14 protein-coding genes and 1 pseudogene are annotated in these 16,713 nt (G+C 42.1%); all 15 read left to right on the forward strand.

Annotation, left to right across the window (positions count from 1 at the left end):
* Positions 1 to 51 precede the first annotated feature (51 nt).
* The 15 genes and pseudogenes from E4K67_RS02760 to E4K67_RS02825 all read left to right on the forward strand — a co-directional run bounded on the left by E4K67_RS02760 (position 52) and on the right by E4K67_RS02825 (position 16,692).
* Complete coding sequence (locus E4K67_RS02760; protein ID WP_135544854.1) at positions 52 to 1,935, forward strand: aryl-sulfate sulfotransferase; 1,884 nt, start codon at positions 52 to 54, stop codon at positions 1,933 to 1,935.
* A 94-nt stretch (positions 1,936 to 2,029) separates the two neighbouring features.
* A complete protein-coding gene (locus tag E4K67_RS31440; RefSeq protein ID WP_420841515.1) occupies positions 2,030 to 2,227 on the forward strand; it encodes a thioredoxin domain-containing protein in 198 nt (65 codons plus the stop codon).
* Positions 2,211 to 2,363 (forward strand): YbbN family protein, encoded by a 153-nt coding sequence (locus E4K67_RS31445; RefSeq protein WP_420841516.1) that lies wholly within the window; start codon positions 2,211 to 2,213, stop codon positions 2,361 to 2,363. Before E4K67_RS31440 ends, E4K67_RS31445 begins: the two co-directional genes overlap by 17 nt.
* Positions 2,364 to 2,373: 10 nt before the next feature.
* Positions 2,374 to 2,481, forward strand: a pseudogene (locus E4K67_RS02770) (FAD-binding protein); the annotation flags it as partial.
* Between the two features lie 82 nt (positions 2,482 to 2,563).
* Positions 2,564 to 4,054: an aryl-sulfate sulfotransferase gene (locus E4K67_RS02775; RefSeq protein WP_135544855.1), complete on the forward strand. Its 1,491-nt coding sequence runs from the start codon at positions 2,564 to 2,566 to the stop codon at positions 4,052 to 4,054.
* 198 nt (positions 4,055 to 4,252) lie between these two features.
* On the forward strand, positions 4,253 to 5,056 hold the full coding sequence (locus tag E4K67_RS02780; protein WP_135544856.1) for an MBL fold metallo-hydrolase: 804 nt from the start codon (positions 4,253 to 4,255) through the stop codon (positions 5,054 to 5,056).
* 659 nt (positions 5,057 to 5,715) lie between these two features.
* Positions 5,716 to 6,219, forward strand: a complete 504-nt coding sequence (gene mobB / locus E4K67_RS02785) for a molybdopterin-guanine dinucleotide biosynthesis protein B (RefSeq protein WP_135544857.1) — start codon at positions 5,716 to 5,718, stop codon at positions 6,217 to 6,219.
* Positions 6,220 to 6,336: 117 nt separating this feature from the next.
* Positions 6,337 to 7,161 carry a TIGR04282 family arsenosugar biosynthesis glycosyltransferase gene (locus E4K67_RS02790; protein WP_135544858.1) on the forward strand — a complete coding sequence of 275 codons (825 nt, stop codon included), beginning with the start codon at positions 6,337 to 6,339 and terminating at the stop codon, positions 7,159 to 7,161.
* A gap of 128 nt (positions 7,162 to 7,289) precedes the next feature.
* Positions 7,290 to 7,724 (forward strand): MOSC domain-containing protein, encoded by a 435-nt coding sequence (locus E4K67_RS02795; RefSeq protein WP_135544859.1) that lies wholly within the window; start codon positions 7,290 to 7,292, stop codon positions 7,722 to 7,724.
* 575 nt (positions 7,725 to 8,299) lie between these two features.
* The gene (locus E4K67_RS02800; RefSeq protein WP_135544860.1) at positions 8,300 to 9,580 is read left to right on the forward strand and encodes a radical SAM protein; all 1,281 of its coding nucleotides are present in this window, start codon (positions 8,300 to 8,302) and stop codon (positions 9,578 to 9,580) included.
* A 56-nt stretch (positions 9,581 to 9,636) separates the two neighbouring features.
* Positions 9,637 to 11,877: a molybdopterin-containing oxidoreductase family protein gene (locus tag E4K67_RS02805; RefSeq protein WP_135544861.1), complete on the forward strand. Its 2,241-nt coding sequence runs from the start codon at positions 9,637 to 9,639 to the stop codon at positions 11,875 to 11,877.
* Between the two features lies 1 nt (position 11,878).
* Entirely contained in the window at positions 11,879 to 12,439 is a 561-nt protein-coding gene (locus E4K67_RS02810) for a 4Fe-4S dicluster domain-containing protein (RefSeq protein WP_135544862.1), read from the forward strand.
* The gene (nrfD, locus tag E4K67_RS02815) at positions 12,436 to 13,392 is read left to right on the forward strand and encodes an NrfD/PsrC family molybdoenzyme membrane anchor subunit (protein WP_199242439.1); all 957 of its coding nucleotides are present in this window, start codon (positions 12,436 to 12,438) and stop codon (positions 13,390 to 13,392) included. The genes E4K67_RS02810 and nrfD overlap by 4 nt, the downstream gene beginning before the upstream one ends.
* Before the next feature lie 172 nt (positions 13,393 to 13,564).
* Positions 13,565 to 15,766, forward strand: a complete 2,202-nt coding sequence (locus tag E4K67_RS02820) for a molybdopterin-containing oxidoreductase family protein (RefSeq protein ID WP_135544864.1) — start codon at positions 13,565 to 13,567, stop codon at positions 15,764 to 15,766.
* 602 nt (positions 15,767 to 16,368) lie between these two features.
* The gene (locus E4K67_RS02825; protein ID WP_135544865.1) at positions 16,369 to 16,692 is read left to right on the forward strand and encodes a hypothetical protein; all 324 of its coding nucleotides are present in this window, start codon (positions 16,369 to 16,371) and stop codon (positions 16,690 to 16,692) included.
* Positions 16,693 to 16,713 lie beyond the last annotated feature (21 nt).

The following is a 16,713-nucleotide window of genomic DNA, read 5'->3' on the forward strand; positions in this document are numbered from 1 at the left end:
AAGCTTATGGTCCGCAACGCAAATTAAATAAATGAAAAGAGGGAGAATTTCATGAGACAATATCTAGAAACTCAAAAACATTTAATTACTTTACAACATGAATCCGAGGAAAAGTTTTTATCTGAATTTAGAACAGGGAAATATACTATAGAGAATCCATATGTAGTCAAAAACCCTTATCTAATTAACCCCCTGGCCGCAGTGATTTGTTTTAATACCGAAGAAGATGTTGCTGTAAAAGTAACGGTAAAAGGCAAAGCAGTAGAAGGGGATTTAGACCATACTTTTGCTGCCGCCAGGGAGCACGTGTTGCCTATTTATGGCTTATATGATGCCTATGTAAATACCGTTGTTTTAACCCTAGAAGATGGTAAGACAGCCGAGGTTAAAATTGAAGTGGAAGAATTAAATATTAACAAGGCATTCTCTTGTGATACGACATATGATTACTTTGGCAAAGATATTATGATTATATCAACGGCAACTCCTTTGATTGATTCTGCCAGAACTTGCGGTTTTGACTATGCAGGTGATTTAAGATGGGTGATGACAGAAAAGGCAAGCTGGGATATTAAGCAATTAGCTAACGGAAGACTATTAGTATCTTCTTACCGCTCTATGCAAAAGCCATATTATACTGTTGGACTTATGGAAATAGGCTTTTGTGGTAAAATCTACGTCGAACATAGGCTGCCGGGTGGATATCACCATGATGCAATAGAATTAGAAAACGGCAACTTATTAGCTGCAACGGATAACAATTTTGATGAATCTGTGGAAGATTATGTTGTCGAAGTTGATAGAGAAACTGGCGCAATCGTTAAGTCCTGGGATCTGCTCAAGATATTGCCTCGAGAACAAGGTAAAGCAGGAGACTGGAATCACCATGACTGGTTCCACAATAACGCTGTTTGGTATGACTTACCCACCAATTCCATTACCATGTCCGGACGGCACCAGGATGCTGTAATTAACTTTAATTATGATACAGGCAAGTTAAACTGGATTATTGGTGACCCTGAAGGCTGGGGAGAAGAGTGGCAACAATATTTCTTCAAAAATGTAACTAAAGGTGACTTTGACTGGCAGTACGAGCAACATGCGGCCAGAATTTTACCTAACGGCGATGTCTTCCTCTTTGATAACGGAACCTATAGATCCAAAACCACGGAAAACAGGGTGCCGCCTGAGGATAACTTCTCTAGAGGGGTTATTTACAGAATAGATACTGACAAAATGGAAATAGAACAAGTCTGGCAGTATGGCAAAGAACGAGGAGCGGAATTCTATTCCCCTTATATCTGCAATGTGGATTACTACGGTGAAGGACATTACATGGTACACTCAGGCGGTATCTCAACTTTCAAGGGGAAGCATACCGACGAATTAGGGGCTTTGCAGATAAATAAGCATCGAGAAGAACATATCCACTTGACCTTGGAAATAATCACTGTAGAAGTGCTCAACAATGAAGTTAAGTATGAATTAAAAGTCAAAGGCGGCAACTACTACAGAGCCAGAAGACTTGCCTTATATGATGAAAAAACTAACTATGGGCTGGGTAAAGGTAAATTTTTAGGTGGTTTTGGAGTTAACCTTGAGTTTGGCCTGAAAGTTAAGTTTAAAGAGGCAGGTGTGGAGTTGCCGAAACAATATGCCCTCTCCTTTGTGCTTGAGGAAGATCGTTTGGCGCTGCGCGGCACATTTGCGGAAGGTTCCCAGGTCCTGCTGGAATTAAAAGGTGCGGAGGGTTCAAAGTTTTACTCAGTACCCACCGAGGTGCATGATATCACAGCCGCCTGTGTATCGTTTGAAGAACAAAAGGAAAATGATGTGCAGTACTATGTGAACAGGGAAGGTCTGTCAGGCGAATTTGATATGTATTTGAATATCGATAACCTGAAGTACGATATAAAAACATCATTAAAGCTATAATACTGCTGTATTCGTATGCCTGTATAACTGGGAAGTTCTACCGTGATGCATATCACGGTAGAACCTTGATGGTCTGTAAATAGGAGATTTAAAAATGAAACTCAAGGTAATTAATGCTGAACTTTTTAATAAAGCAATTTATGATAAGCATGAGGCCTGCGTTGTTACATTTACAAGGCATGATTGTCATGTATGTAAAGAAGTTGTCCCCAGGTTAGAAGAAGTTGCGGAAAAGTATCAAGGCAAATTATCAAGGCAAATTATCATTTTACGCTATGGATGTCGAGCATGATAAGGCTTTGTTTAAAAATTTTTCCCTCAAAGGTGTTCCTCAGCTGTTGTTTTTTAAAGGCGGGGAGTTCTATGGAAAGTTAGCAGGCGATGTTGAGGAAGAGGATATGGCAGAAAAAATTGAGGAGTTAATATAAGAGGTGCAGGATGAACAATTATGATATCGTAATCAGCGGCGGGGGACCAGCAGGCTTAACTGCTGCTATTTACGGTGCGAGGGCGAGATTAAAAACTTTAGTAATTAATAAAACAATTAAATTGTGCGATGGATCCTGAAAGGTTTTATACTCAATTGCAAGATTGTATTGCTACATTTTAAAAGAGAGGAGTTTTTATTATGGGTCAACCCACAATTCATCCTACAGGGGTCACAATTTACAATCCCGAAAAAGCCTGGAGCGGTTATACTATTATGCCAATCATGGGGGTAGGAGCCGTTTTGATAGATATGAACGGCAATGTGGTAAAGCAGTGGAAAGATTTGCAAGGATTCCCCAACAAATTATTGCCGGGTGGTCAAGTCTTTGGACACCTCGGGGTCCGTGATACCGCTCATGGTTATCAGGATCAAACCGATCTTGTCCAAGTGGACTGGGATGGCAAAGTGGTTTGGAAATTTAATCAAAAAGAATATATCGAAGATCCTGGCAATGAGCCACAATGGATGGCGCGGGTGCATCATGATTACCAAAGAGAAGGCAACTCCGTTGGATACTTTGTACCGGGTATGGAATCAAAAACAGACAGTGGTAACACAATTTTGCTTTGCCATGAAACCGTATACAACAAAAAAATCTCCGATAAACGGTTGTTAGATGACTGCTTTATCGAAGTTGATTTTGAGGGGAATATTGTTTGGGAGTGGCGAGCTAACGAACATTTTAAGGAATTTGGCTTTTCTGAGGCGGCGAAAAACGCCTTATCCAGAAATCCCAATATGCATAAGAATGGTGGGGGTATGGGTGACTGGATGCATATCAACTCCATGAGTCTCTTAGGACCTAACAAATGGTACGATGCAGGGGATGGGCGTTTCCATCCGGACAACATCATTTGGGATGCCCGTGAATCGAATATTTCTGCGATCATATCCAAGGAAACAGGAAAAGTCGTCTGGAAAATGGGACCGGATTTTAGAGAGACCAAGGAATTAAGAAAGATCGGCCAAATCATTGGACAGCATCATGTGCACATGATTCCCAGAGGTTTGCCCGGTGAGGGTAATATCCTTATTTTCGATAATGGCGGTTGGGGTGGTTATGGAGATCCCACGAGAACGTCAAAAGATGGTAGCAAAGCGGATATTCGTGATTGTTCCAGAGTGTTAGAAATTGATCCGGTAACAATGAAGATTATTTGGGAAGTAAACGGCAAAGACTTATACCCTGGCGTAGATGTAATTGGCAACTATCGATTCTATAGCCCATTAGTCTCTTCAGCTCAACGCCTGCCCAATGGCAATACATTGATTACCGAAGGGGTTGGAGGCAGGCTAATTGAAGTGACTAACGAAAAAGAAATTGTTTGGGAATATCTTCAACCATTCGAAACAATAATGAATTTCGTATACAGAGCTTACAGGTATCCTTACAGTTATGTGCCGCAAATCCCAGTACCAGTAGAAATAGCTGTAGAGAAGTTAAATATCAATACTTTCCGAGTACCGGGTGCTGCAGAGGGTCAATTAAACAATGTATCAGGTGTAGAAGGATCAATGGGTTGGCCGAAGAAAGTTGAGCAATGTGTATCTACCCTAGATGAAGTAGATCCTGCTGCAACAACTAAACCTGCTGAAGAAGATGACGATGATGAATTCTCTCCATTTTAATAAAACACAACTTTTCAGTATCTGTTTGTAGGCGTTGAGCTTTAATATCAAGGGCTTTCGATTTATAAATATTCAGAGTACACAAGAGATTGGGGCATTCCCCCAATCTCTTAATGCAATTATGTCTCAGAATCGAATAAATCCAAAACGCATGCTGGAACGCACAGGTCACAACTCGTGTATTGGAGTGAAATCGAATTGGAAAAACTTATAGTTTTAGGAACTGGTCATGCCTTTGTGACAAAATGCTACAACACCTGTTTTGCAATAACTAAGGGGAAGGAATACATTTTGGTGGATGCTGGGGGTGGCAATGGGATTCTTGGAGTTCTGGAAAAAGCTCAGATTCCCTTTGCTGGTATACATAATGCCTTCGTTACACATCGGCATACAGACCATTTATTGGGTATGGTATGGGTTATACGTAGTATAGCATCCCTAATGCTTACAGAACGATATGATGGCAACTTAAATATTTACTGCCATAGAGAGCTAGTTGATAATATACTATCGGTTACTGATGCGACACTGGATAAGGTAATTACAGATTTAATCGGAAGGAGAATCATCTTAGTTCCTGTAGCAGATGGACAGAAGGAAATCCTAGCCGGGTACGAGTTTACATTTTTTGATATTCATTCAAAGAAGGAAAAACAATTTGGCTTTACTACTAAGTTAAATAACGGCAAAACTCTCACCTTTCTGGGAGATGAACCTTATAATTCGTTATGCGAGGAATACGTAGAAAATAGTGACTGGTTATTAAGTGAGGCATTTTGTCTTTATAGTGAGCGTGAAATCTTCAAACCCTATGAAAAAAACCACAGCACTGTAAAAGAAGCCTGTGAACTCGCCACACGATTGAACGTTGATAACCTCGTTTTGTGGCATACTGAGGACAAAAATATTGAACACCGCAAGCAGCTATATTCTGATGAGGGGGAAATGTATTATAAAGGGAATATTTTTGTACCGAATGACTTAGAAGTCATTGAACTGTAAGTCGTTCGTTTTACACGATAGCTACCAATTTTTAGACCAAAGTAAAATCAGATCGCCAAAACAGGAAGGAAATTTACTAGAGGAGTGAACTTGTATTGTGAATAATCTACTTACAAGGTTTGTTATTGGAAAGCTTACCAATTTGGGGGCTCAAGGTCGGGCACAATCCTTGGCTTTCATTCGACTTTTCAAGATGTTAGTTCTATAAGTATTAATACTGATGTTTAGGCATTTATTGACCTAGAAACGTGTCGCACGCTCATTTCGCCCCGGATTATTCAGTTACAAAAAGGGAGAACATATGCCGCCTTTGATGAAGAACAAATTATACCTTTAATTACTGCCCATTAGCCGCAGAGTTTTTAATAAAGCGTTAAGTCCCCGCCTCAAGGTGGGGGCTTAACGCTTTTCCGTTTCATAATGAATATATTTACTCAAAAGACGACGAAGTAATTCTTTGAAAGATGTACGAGGATCGGCAAGATCCTTTTCTCATGGGGCTTTGCGAGATTTCGATTGATTGGCACGTTTATTGCATATAAGTAATTGAGAGAAATCGGAACATAAGGTAACGGGCCAAGACCAAGGTAGAAGAAATGAAGAAATCACGGTCATTATGGTATTACAAGCAAGTAGGAAAGTTACAGGGAGGTCTATGAATGGTGCAGAACTCAAGTATTCCGGTAATATCTTTTGTTGCCGCCAAATCAGGTTCAGGAAAAACTACTCTGATGGTGAAGGTCATCAGGGAGTTGAGGGCAGAGGGATTAAAAATTGCTACCATAAAACACGATGCCCATAGCTTTGATATGGATAAACCGGGTAAAGATACCTGGAGATTGGCTGAGGCGGGGGCCAATATTGTTGCCATTTCGTCTCCAAAAAAACTAGCAATAATTGAAAAGGTTGAGGAAAAGACTCTTGATGAAATTATTGAAAGGATATCTGGTGTGGACCTTATTTTGACCGAAGGCTTCAAGAAGGGTGGCAAACCTTCAATAGAAGTATTCAGATCTGCGGTGCATCGGGAGCTCTTAGGTGAAGCTGTTCAACGTCTTGCAATTGCTAGCGATATTCCATGGGATATTGGTGTTCCCTGCTATCATGTTGACGATGTTGACGGTGTTGTAAAGGAAATTAAAAATTATATTGCTAAGTGTTAAGAAAAAATCTCAAATCATTTTAAAATAATGTTTCAAAATGAGATTATTCCACGTGAATACCTATTGGAGACAAAAGTGTCAACCCGTACTAGTGGTTATTATGGGAGGTGAGAGAGTTTGAAAAACGCAATTATTGTTTTCACTAAGGTACCCGAAGCAGGAAACGTCAAAACTAGGTTGACTCAAGAACGTGGTGGAATTCTGACTCAGGAAGAAGCGGAATATGTCTATGAGGCTTGCCTGCTGGATGTGATTGATGTTTGTACATCGGTAGAAAACGCCAAGGTTTGGATTTGTTATAACGCTAACGGAGACAGAAACCATCTAGGTATGGTACTCACTCAATTAAAGCGTCTGGATAAAATTGCAGGAATATTTGCAGACCAGGGTGGTTGCTTTGATGAATGCATGCAGCATGCGGTTGAGTGTCTGCTAAAGCCTGGCCAGAAGGAAAAGCTGGCGGAGAGCATGCTGATTGTAGGCGGCGATGTGGTGGGCTTGCAAAAGCACACACTGATTGATGCATTAGAGAAGCTAGAAATACTAAGTAGTAGCCCGGCTGGACAACAAGCTGCGACTCATAATAATAATTCTCATTCAGATATTGGAGCAGCAATGGTTGTGAGCGCGGATCAAGAGGGTGGGTTTAACATTGCGGGTTATACCTGTAATACCCCCTTTGATTTTCGAACGGTGTTTTATAACATGGAGGGAATCACAGCGCTAGAGGCGCTGGCAGAAAAAGCCAGAGAGGAGCACATTCCCATTCTGCCACTAGATATTGTGTTTGATATCGACCTTCCCGTAGATCTCGCAAGCATGATTCCAATTCTGAATGTATTGGAACAGGGTACAAGCTATGATTCCAGAATCACCGCTCCGGTGCGAACCATAGCAGTGCTACGGGACCTCGGGTTGCAATCTATTTGCGAACAGCGTTGAGATTGGCACAGGATATTAGACAATTTTTATGATCTGCGAGGAAGGATAGTATGATGCTATATGAAGGGATATCAGCCCGTAGTTCGTTCTAGTTAAAAATAGGATGAGATGAAGGAAGGAACTTTATAATGGGTAAAATAATTGCTGTTTGCGCGAGTCAAAAAAAAGGAATGCGCAAAAAAAATGTGGGCGAAGGAATTTTGAAAATCGGCTTTGGTCTTGAAGGAGATGCGCATGGTGGAGATTGGCATCGTATGATCAGCTTGCTGGGGATGGAAAGTATCAAAAAGATGTCGGACAAAGGGGCGGATGTTGGACCAGGGGACTTTGCTGAGAATTTGACAACGGAAGGACTGGAACTCTTCACCCTTCCCATTGGAACAAAACTGAAGATAGGGGAAACCAGTATCGGAGAAGTCACTCAAATCGGTAAAGAATGCCACACGAAATGTGCAATTTTCAAACAACTTGGGGAGTGTGTCATGCCGAAAGAGGGAATTTTTATTCGCTTGTTGGAAGGCGGAGTGGTTCGTTCTGGGGACAGCATTGAGGTGATGGCTTAATGCTTCGAGTAGGGGTCATACGGCTAGTGACAAGGGTCGCGTGGAGAACGGGAAGACCTCTCAGGGAACGCATATTAGGCTTACTATAAACTTAATATTGAGGTCCATTTTCTTACAACATAATATCCTCGAGGACTCTAGAAATCTCTGTGAAATTAAGATAGCGAGCCAAGGCAAATAAGGCATAAAAATCTCAATATGACAAAGTTTTTTTCATTTTAATACTGAATCATAGAAATTGAGTTGCATTGTCAAGAATTCAAAACCCTTAAAAACGGGTTTCTATAAGGCTATCCAAATAACAATCAACTTGGCATAGCTTTTGCATTAATTATTGGTGTAATAATGAAAACATGACAGGAACCAATGCACATATATGTAAAAAACGCTTTAGCTACTACTCATATGTTCAATTACATTCACGGATCGGCAAGATCTACTGGGTACAGGAAGGAGAGAAGAGAAGTGAATTGCCCAAAATGCTCCGGCTTTCAAAGCATGGGAGCATTCGAAATATTGAAAAGAACCCTGTTCTTCTCAATATTTCGAATGCTAAAGCGAGGAGAGTATCTTAAATGCAATTATTAGATGACATTACAGTTACTGATTATACAGAAAGTGTTTGTCCAGTTTGTCTACAAACTATAGATGCAAAGATTGTTAGTAAAGATAACCTCGTTTATCTTGAAAAAGAATGTCCTAAGCATGGACCATTTTCTGTCTGTATTTGGCCAGATGCCAAACATTATAATTGGCTGAAGTCGTTCCGTTTTCCTTTCAACCAATTAAAATCAGGGCAACTCTCCAAGAAAGGTTGTCCCCACGATTGTGGTCTCTGCTCGAGCCACCTTCGACATTCTACGTTAGTCGAAATTGAGGTAACAGATAATTGTAATCTTAGATGCCCAGTTTGTTTCATGTCAGCGGATACATCGGTAAGACCTGCAATCGTGCCAAATCTTGAACAGCTTGAAAAACAATATAGGCAGATTATGAATAAAACCAGCCCGTTAACCAGTATTCAGCTTACTGGAGGAGAACCGAGTACACGCAGAGATTTAGCGGAAATCGTACGATTGGGTAGAAAAGTAGGCTTCGAGGCCATTGAGATTAATAGCAACGGAATTGTAATTGCCAATGACCTCGATTATTTAATGGAGTTAGCAGATGCTGGTGTAAGCGGTATATATCTGCAATTTGACGGTTTGGAAGGCTCCATATTCGAAAAAACTCGTGGGAAAGACCTGCTTAAGACAAAATTACAGGCCATTGAAAATTGTCGAATGGCAGGACTACAAGTTGTCCTGGCTATGACTGTGATTTATGGAATCAATCATGACCGAATGGGCGATGTCCTGGATTTTGCTCTAAAAAATAATGATATTGTTGCTGGAGTCGCTCTTCAACCGGCCTTCATCTCAGGACGTTTTGAGGTCACAGCGGGTCGTCGTCTGTCGATGGGAGATGTAATTTTTATGCTTGCTGAACAGAGCAAGGGACTAATTCAACCCTATGACTTGTGGCCGTTGGGTTGCGCACATCCGCTATGTGATACTGGTACCTACCTGTTAGAGCAGGAAGGTGAATATCAACCGATCACTCGGCAGATAACCCCGCAAGAATACGCACGCTACTTCGATCCCGATAGTCCTCAAGGATCAGTATTTACTGATATTGCAGGCAAAATGTTTCCTGATTCACACAAGGGACTTTCAATAATAATCATGAATTTTATGGATGCCATGACTATGGATCTGAAACGCCTAAAAGAATGTAGCATGGTTGTATCAAAACCTGACGGCAGTTTGGTTCCATTCTGTTCATATCAACTGAATCCGTTAGTCGGACAAGAATAAAAGAAATTCTTGAGATTTAGCCTGAAATATTAAAAATTTAATGTTGGAGGTAGTAGATGAACAGGAATGTGGATTTGGAACAAGAAGGTATAGAAATTAAAAAGTCATGTTGCTATTTTTGTCACGAAAACTGCGGCGTTTTAGCCTACGTGAAAGATGGCAAAGTAATAGCAATCGAAGGTGATCCCGAATTTCCGACGAATACGGGGGGATTGTGCTGTCGAGGAAATATTGCATTAAAACACATTGATCATCCTGCACGGATCAATTATCCACAAAAACGGGTTGGCAAAAAGGGCGAAGGAAAATGGGAAACTATTTCCTGGGATCAAGCTCTTAGTGAAATTGCCGCTAAACTCACCCAAATCAAAGATGAATCTGGGGCCGAAGCTGTGGCCACAGCTGGTGGTACAGCACGTACGGATGACTGGGCACGTCGTAGGTTTATGAATCTTTTCGGTAGCCCAAATGGATTTCACAACGCTCATCTCTGCTGGATGCCAACCTTCATGATAGAAACGGCAATTTGTGGTTGGAGTCCTTTTGACTTGGACATGGGTAACAGTCGCTGTATCATTTTATGGGGACAGAATCCTGGAGCTTCTGGCATGCCAGCAATGCACCATCTTACAGAGTTACAGAGAAAAGGACTCAAACTGATCGTTATTGACCCGCGTTTTACCGAAACAGCGTCTAAAGCGGATCTGTGGCTGCCTCTTCGACCTGGTTCAGACCTAGCTCTGGCTTTGGCTATGTTGCACGTTATCATTTATGAAGGGCTAGCCGACGATGAATTTATTGCAGAGAATTGCGTAGGTTATGAGGAACTGGTAGCACATGTTGAAGACTTTACCCCGGAATGGGCGGCTCCGCTTACCTGGCTTAGCCCAGAACAAATCAGAGAAGTCGCCACGATCTATGCTACAAACAAACCAGGCAATATCCAATGGGGGACTGCGCTGGATCAGCAGGGTAGAACAGCTGGAGGAGCCATTCATGCACGTGCCTTATTAAGAGCACTAACTGGTAACCTAGATGCCATCGGATCAGATCTCTTGACGGGTCCTAGTTTAGACTCTATTACGGAAGAAGAGATGGAATGCAATGAGTATCTAACAGACGAACAAAAAGCTAAGCAGATCGGCTCAGATCGCTTTAAGCTTATGACCTGGCCGGGATATAGCAAAATTGCTGAAAATACAAGGAAAGTTTGGGGTAAAGCACCCACCGCGGAATGGATGTGTGAAGCTCACCCCCCCTCAGTCTTTAATGCAATTCTTACGGGTAAGCCTTATCCGGTGAGAGCATTGCTGGTCTCAGCAACCAACCCCGTTAACTCCTATGGAAATAGCAAAATGGTTTTAGAGGCCTTAAGAAAAGTAGAATTCATGGTAACCTGTGATTACTGGATGACCCCGACAGCGGCTCTTTCCGATTATGTCCTGCCGATAGCCGGAGCCCTTGAACGCCCGACCATGACTGCTGTCTATGGGTGTGCTGACTTTATTCTTGCATCCCAACGCGCCATACAGCCCATGTATGAAAGACGAAATGATTACAATTTCTGGAAAGAACTGGGGGAGCGCTTAGGACAAAAAGAGATGTGGCCTTGGGAAACGGTTGAAGATGCTTACCATTTCAAATTAGAACCATTGGGGTATGGTCTCGACACCTATGACGAGTTTGTAGAATTTTATCGATTCCACTTTCCTGAAAGAGAATACAACAAATCTCAGAGGCAAGGTTTTGCCACACCTTCAGGAAAAATTGAACTTTATTCCAGTGTTTTAAAAGACCTCGGTTATTCTCCGCTACCGGAATACGTCGGTCCCGTAGAAAATGAGATAGATCATCCAGAATTGGCCAAAGAATACCCGCTGGTTTTAACGACTGGCAATGGGTTTATGCCCTTCCACCATTCGGAGCAGTTCCAGATCCAAGAACTTCGTTACTTAAGACATGAACCCTATTTCCAGATAAACCCAGAGACGGCTGCAGAGTATTCTATTAAAGAAGATGATTGGGTTTGGATTGAGACGCAGCGTGGACGAATGAAACAAAAAGCTGACATAACCCAAGCTGTTGCACCAAGGGTCATTGTGACCCAGCGTGGTTGGTGGTTCCCCGAAAGAGAAGTAGTTGAACCGGATTTGGGTGGTTGCTTAGAATCCAATACCAATGTCTTAACGAGTACCCGAGATGAAGATTGCGACCCGATGAGCGGAACGTGGGCTAATAGAGGCTTATTATGTAAAGTCTATAAAGTTAAAGCAACCGATGGAAGGGGGGGAAACTAACATGCGTTACGCAATGGTTATAGATACACGTAGTTGTATTGGCTGCCAATCCTGTACAGTTGCTTGTAAAGTTCATAATAACCTTCCAGTCGATATGATCTACAATCCGGTGACGACAGTGGGTCCTACCGGAGTATATCCTAATTTGCACATGGCTCATATTCCTCTGTTATGTATGCATTGTGAAAATGCGCCCTGTGTAAATGCCTGTCCGACGGGGGCATCTCAGCGCCGCGACGATGGGATCGTATGGGTAGATGAATCCAAGTGTGTTGGATGCAAGTCTTGTGTGATGGCTTGTCCTTATGGAGCTCGCGTTTCAAATCATGAAAAGGGAACTGTCCAGAAATGCGATTTTTGTTTTGATCGCGTAGATAAAGGGAACGTTCCTCGTTGTGTGCAAAGTTGTCATCAAAAGGCTCGTATTTTTGGCGATCTGGAGGATGAAACTAGCGATGTCTTTAAACTGGTGAACGGAGAGCATGCAGTACGCTTGCTTGATGAGCTTGGTACTGAGCCTTACGTTTTCTACATTTACGGATTGGAGGGACAGATCCGATGAGCCACAAACATGATTCTTGGGGTTGGATGTTAGCCGTTGATTTCTTTTTTGCCGGTATGGGCGGCGCAATGCTTGTTATTGCCGGAATCGCTGATTTGTTTTTAGGGACCGGAATGACTTCGGTCTTGGGTAATCTTTTGGGTGCGTTGTGTATAGGGCTGGGAGCATGCTTATTGGTCCTAGAGCTTGGTCGACCTTTTCAGTCTTGGCGAGTGTTTATGAATCCGAAAGCCATCTTAACAATAGGTGCTTGGAGTATGGTGTTGGCAATGGGAGCTGGCATTATCTTCGCTTCCTTTGGAATTGGATCCCTACCTTGGAGCGACGCAATCCTGGCTCGTAAAGTTTTTGCAGTAGTCAGTGTAATCTTTGGTTTGATTGTGGCAACTTACCCTGGAATCTTGCTGGCACGACATAAATCTCGTCCGTTTTGGACTGGAGCAGGAATCATGAGTTTGTTCGTGATCTCTTCGTTGGTTACGGGTGCCGCTGCGCACATTGTAAGTCAGTTCGTATTTGACGCACTCGCTTCAATCGTTACGTCATGGCAAATTGTTGATGCGTCTTCTTCAGTTGTGTTGGATGGATTACCTTATTTGACTGTCGCATTATTGGTGTTACAGTTCATTCTTTGGATAGGATACATCTGGATCAAAAAGACCGGGACTACTGAGCGTGAAGCGAATGCAGCTGATCGATGGATCAGTGGAAATTACGCTATGCACTTTAAAGGAGGGTTCCTCTTTATAGGAACCTTACTACCGATCGTACTAATCCTGGTACCCATTAATCTAATTCAAGTGTTTGGCACCTTACTAGTCTTAGTGGGTGGAGTCGTCATGCGTTTACTGGTAGTATACAGTGGTCAAGATCGGACTTGGCTGCCAGGTGAACAAAAATATCGGTCCAGACTCCCTATTGGTGACGAAGCATTTTTGAAAGCTTGGAAATAATAATGGGGAATTCTTCTTTCTGTGTTAATCAGGCGTTGCTAGATAGGCAATGATCAGCGGTTTCAGAATAGAACCTTAGAAAAAACGGAGTACTGTGCTGTCTTTGGTTTTAGGACCGGGAGGTACAGTATTCATATTAACGGAGTCCCTTAGATGGAAAAGTGAGGTTATAATGAAGGAAGAAAGACAGGTAAGAACAAATTGCCGTTTTTGTGGATATTTGTGCGGACATACAGCCACTGTAAGTGAGGGGCGATTAATAGATATTGCCCCGGATAACACTCGATTCCCCTGCGATAACAGTATTTTAAAAGGTTGCCAGCGCTGGCGGTTAGCACAGGAATATTTAGAGCATCCACAACGGGTGAACTATCCGCGTAAAAGAATTGGAGAGCGGGGCAGTGGGCAATGGCAGGAAATCAGTTGGGAACAAGCTTTGGATGAGATCGCAGAGAAATTACAAAGCTTGAAGGATCAACACGGACCAGAAATGCTTTCATCGGCGATTGGTGGTCCGAATACCAGCTATTGGCCCCTTCATCGTTTCATGAATCTCTTTGGTAGTCCGAACAATATGGGGATTGGACAAATTTGTTGGAATCCTGCTACTTGGGTCAATACATTGACATACGGTTGGACCATTGACAATGAAATTGACCTTAATAATACTGAATGTGCTTTGCTTTGGGCAACAAACCCCAGAGAATCTGATAACTCTCTGTTTTGGAGGACTGTTTTAGATTTCAGTCGTACTGGGAAACCTTTGATAGTGGTTGATCCTTGCAACACAAAGACAGCTGAACGGGCTACACTTTGGCTTCAGATAAAACCAGGAACAGATGGATTTTTGGCGTTGGGTATGTTGCATGTAATTATTGATGAAGGCCTGTACGACCATAAATTTGTAGAAAAATGGTGCCATGGGTTTGATCGTCTCAAGGAACATGTCCTTCGCTTTCACCCAAATTATGTGGAGGGTATTACTGGAATCAAAGAGGAAGACATCATTAAAGCGGCACACTTATATGCTAAAAGCAAGCCAGCGTCTTTGTGTAGCGGGCGAGGAATAGATCAACTTGGCTCAAATAGCATTGCAATTCACCGTGCTTTGGCTATCATGCGGGCAATTACAGGGAACTTAGATGTTGCCGGAGCATCACATTTAAGTGTTATGCCAGACTTTGTGCCAGAGCTTGATCAGGAGTTAAGTGAAATCGTTCCGGACGCTTTTCATGAAAAACAACTGGGAAAGGATCAGCTGTTACTTCAATCCTATCCCGGTTATAAACGAGTGCGGGAGCTTACGATGCGCCAAGGCAAGCGCTTGCCCATGCGCTACCTCACTTCCGCTCATCCCAATTTAGTGTGGAAGGCTATGCTGTCTGGGGAGCCATACCCGATCAGGTCGTTGATTGTCATGGCGACGAACCCTTTGCTGACACAGGCAGATACGCAATTGATCTACAAAGCTCTAAAAAGTCTCGATCTACTCGTGGCCTTAGAATTGTTTAACACACCGACCGCTATGCTTTCCGATTACGTTCTTCCCAGTGCAGGTGCTTTCGAACGACCCTTGTTTGAGACTAAAGCAGGAACAGCTAATCTAGCTTACGGAGGAGAGCAGGCCCTTGAACCATACTTTGACCGAAAACCTGACTTTTATTTCTGGAGAGAGCTAGGAAAAAGGCTTGGACAAACTGAATACTGGGTAGAAGAAACGATGCAAGACAATCTAAGAGAATGTCTGTCCCCTGCGAATATGAGTTGGGATGAGTTTTGTAATGAAGGATTATATACGAAACAAAACACTTATCAAAAGCACAATATGACAGAGCTTCAAGATAGACAACCAGCTGGGTTCGCAACCATTAGTGGAAAGGTCGAGTTATATAGTGAAATCCTTCTGGAAATAGGGTATGAACCTTTGCCGGAACCTATATTACCCTTATCTTCAAATACTAAATATCCATTGCAACTAATTACTGGTTCGAGGGTACAACCTTATAATGCATCCAGCTTTCGTCAGTTTGATCGATTGCGAAAACTACATCCCGAGCCATTGGCCAAAATCAATCCTAAGACAGCAGATCAGTTGGGTCTCAAAGAAGGAAGTAAGGTATGGGTTGAGACGGAGCGGGGGAGGGCATTGTTCACATTAAAATATGCTGACATGTGCCCCGAAGTAGTGAGTGTGGAATATGGTTGGTGGTATCCTGAAATGGAAGCAGCTGAACCTTCCTTGGGAGGACTTTGGATTTCTAACGCCAACATTCTAACCAATGCGGATTTTGACAAATCTGATAAATTACTTGGAACATGGACATATAATGGTATACCCTGTCGAGTTGTTGAAACTGAAACACAGAAACAATAATCTACACAAATATATACCATTGCCACTGAAGGTGTGTTTTTCCCGGAGGAAACTGGATTCCCTGTATATGCAGCGGGGAGGGAAGGGTATGACCTATGTCCTATGTCCTATGTCCTGTTAGTTGAAATGATAAAATAGAGAGAAAAATTCTAAGGCTAAAATAATTAACTCTAGCGAAATAATAAACTTCTTATGCGTACTCGTTGAGATCTTCAACGGGCGCTTTTTTTTATTTGAGCAATAGTGGCCTGATTTCCTTGAAGTCATGCAATAAAACATGGCATATTTCTTGACTGAATAGTGTAAAAAAATGTCATACAGATTAGGAAAGCTAAGAATTCACTAATAGAAGAAAAAAATCTACTCAAAGCAAGAACATTTTCATATTGGGAAAATTAATTTTAAAATGATACAAAAGTAATTTGACTGTACCAATGCTAAATCAGAAAAAGCCCATTCTAACGAGGCATTGAGGAATCTAAACTTATTGGCACAGTATTTGCATATTAACTGGTTGATAAGACATCAAGCTCAATATTGATCAGAAACCGCGGAAAATAAGGAGTCGAACGGTAAGACCGTCGACCAAAGGAAGGTGTTTTGTGTCAACAGCCCTTAGATCGGTTACGGTGAAGTTCCATCAAGCCATGTTCGAACAAATCAAGATGATCGCGGAAAAAAGAGGTGAATCCATATCGGATACTATCAGGTATTTAATTAAACGGGGATTAGACGAAAGAATCTATGAGGAAAATGCAGATCTATTGGCAACGGTCGTTAGAACCCAAATAGAACTAGTCATGGATTCTTATGCGGTATTCTCAACTTATGGGAACACCGATCACCCTAGAAAGGTAACCGCTAAAATATTTGATTCCAGAATAACCTTATGTAGAAGTTTCAAGAACACAGATAAAGTAAGTTAGTAACTCAATAATCTCATATGC

Origin of the sequence: Desulfosporosinus fructosivorans, from assembly GCF_004766045.1 — a bacterium.
In the GTDB taxonomy this organism is placed as follows: Bacteria; Bacillota; Desulfitobacteriia; order Desulfitobacteriales; family Desulfitobacteriaceae; genus Desulfosporosinus; species Desulfosporosinus fructosivorans.

Excerpts from the sequence above, each read along its gene's own strand:
- E4K67_RS02795 (WP_135544859.1), top strand. The coding sequence starts at position 7,290 with ATGGGTAAAATAATTGCTGTTTGCGCGAGTCAAAAAAAAGGAATGCGC.
- E4K67_RS02775 (WP_135544855.1), top strand. The coding sequence starts at position 2,564 with ATGGGTCAACCCACAATTCATCCTACAGGGGTCACAATTTACAATCCC.
- mobB (WP_135544857.1), top strand. The coding sequence starts at position 5,716 with ATGGTGCAGAACTCAAGTATTCCGGTAATATCTTTTGTTGCCGCCAAA.
- E4K67_RS02820 (WP_135544864.1), top strand. The coding sequence starts at position 13,565 with ATGAAGGAAGAAAGACAGGTAAGAACAAATTGCCGTTTTTGTGGATAT.
- E4K67_RS02760 (WP_135544854.1), top strand. The coding sequence starts at position 52 with ATGAGACAATATCTAGAAACTCAAAAACATTTAATTACTTTACAACAT.
- E4K67_RS02800 (WP_135544860.1), top strand. The coding sequence starts at position 8,300 with ATGCAATTATTAGATGACATTACAGTTACTGATTATACAGAAAGTGTT.
- E4K67_RS31440 (WP_420841515.1), top strand. The coding sequence starts at position 2,030 with ATGAAACTCAAGGTAATTAATGCTGAACTTTTTAATAAAGCAATTTAT.
- E4K67_RS02810 (WP_135544862.1), top strand. The coding sequence starts at position 11,879 with ATGCGTTACGCAATGGTTATAGATACACGTAGTTGTATTGGCTGCCAA.
- nrfD (WP_199242439.1), top strand. The coding sequence starts at position 12,436 with ATGAGCCACAAACATGATTCTTGGGGTTGGATGTTAGCCGTTGATTTC.
- E4K67_RS31445 (WP_420841516.1), top strand. The coding sequence starts at position 2,211 with ATGGATGTCGAGCATGATAAGGCTTTGTTTAAAAATTTTTCCCTCAAA.
- E4K67_RS02805 (WP_135544861.1), top strand. The coding sequence starts at position 9,637 with ATGAACAGGAATGTGGATTTGGAACAAGAAGGTATAGAAATTAAAAAG.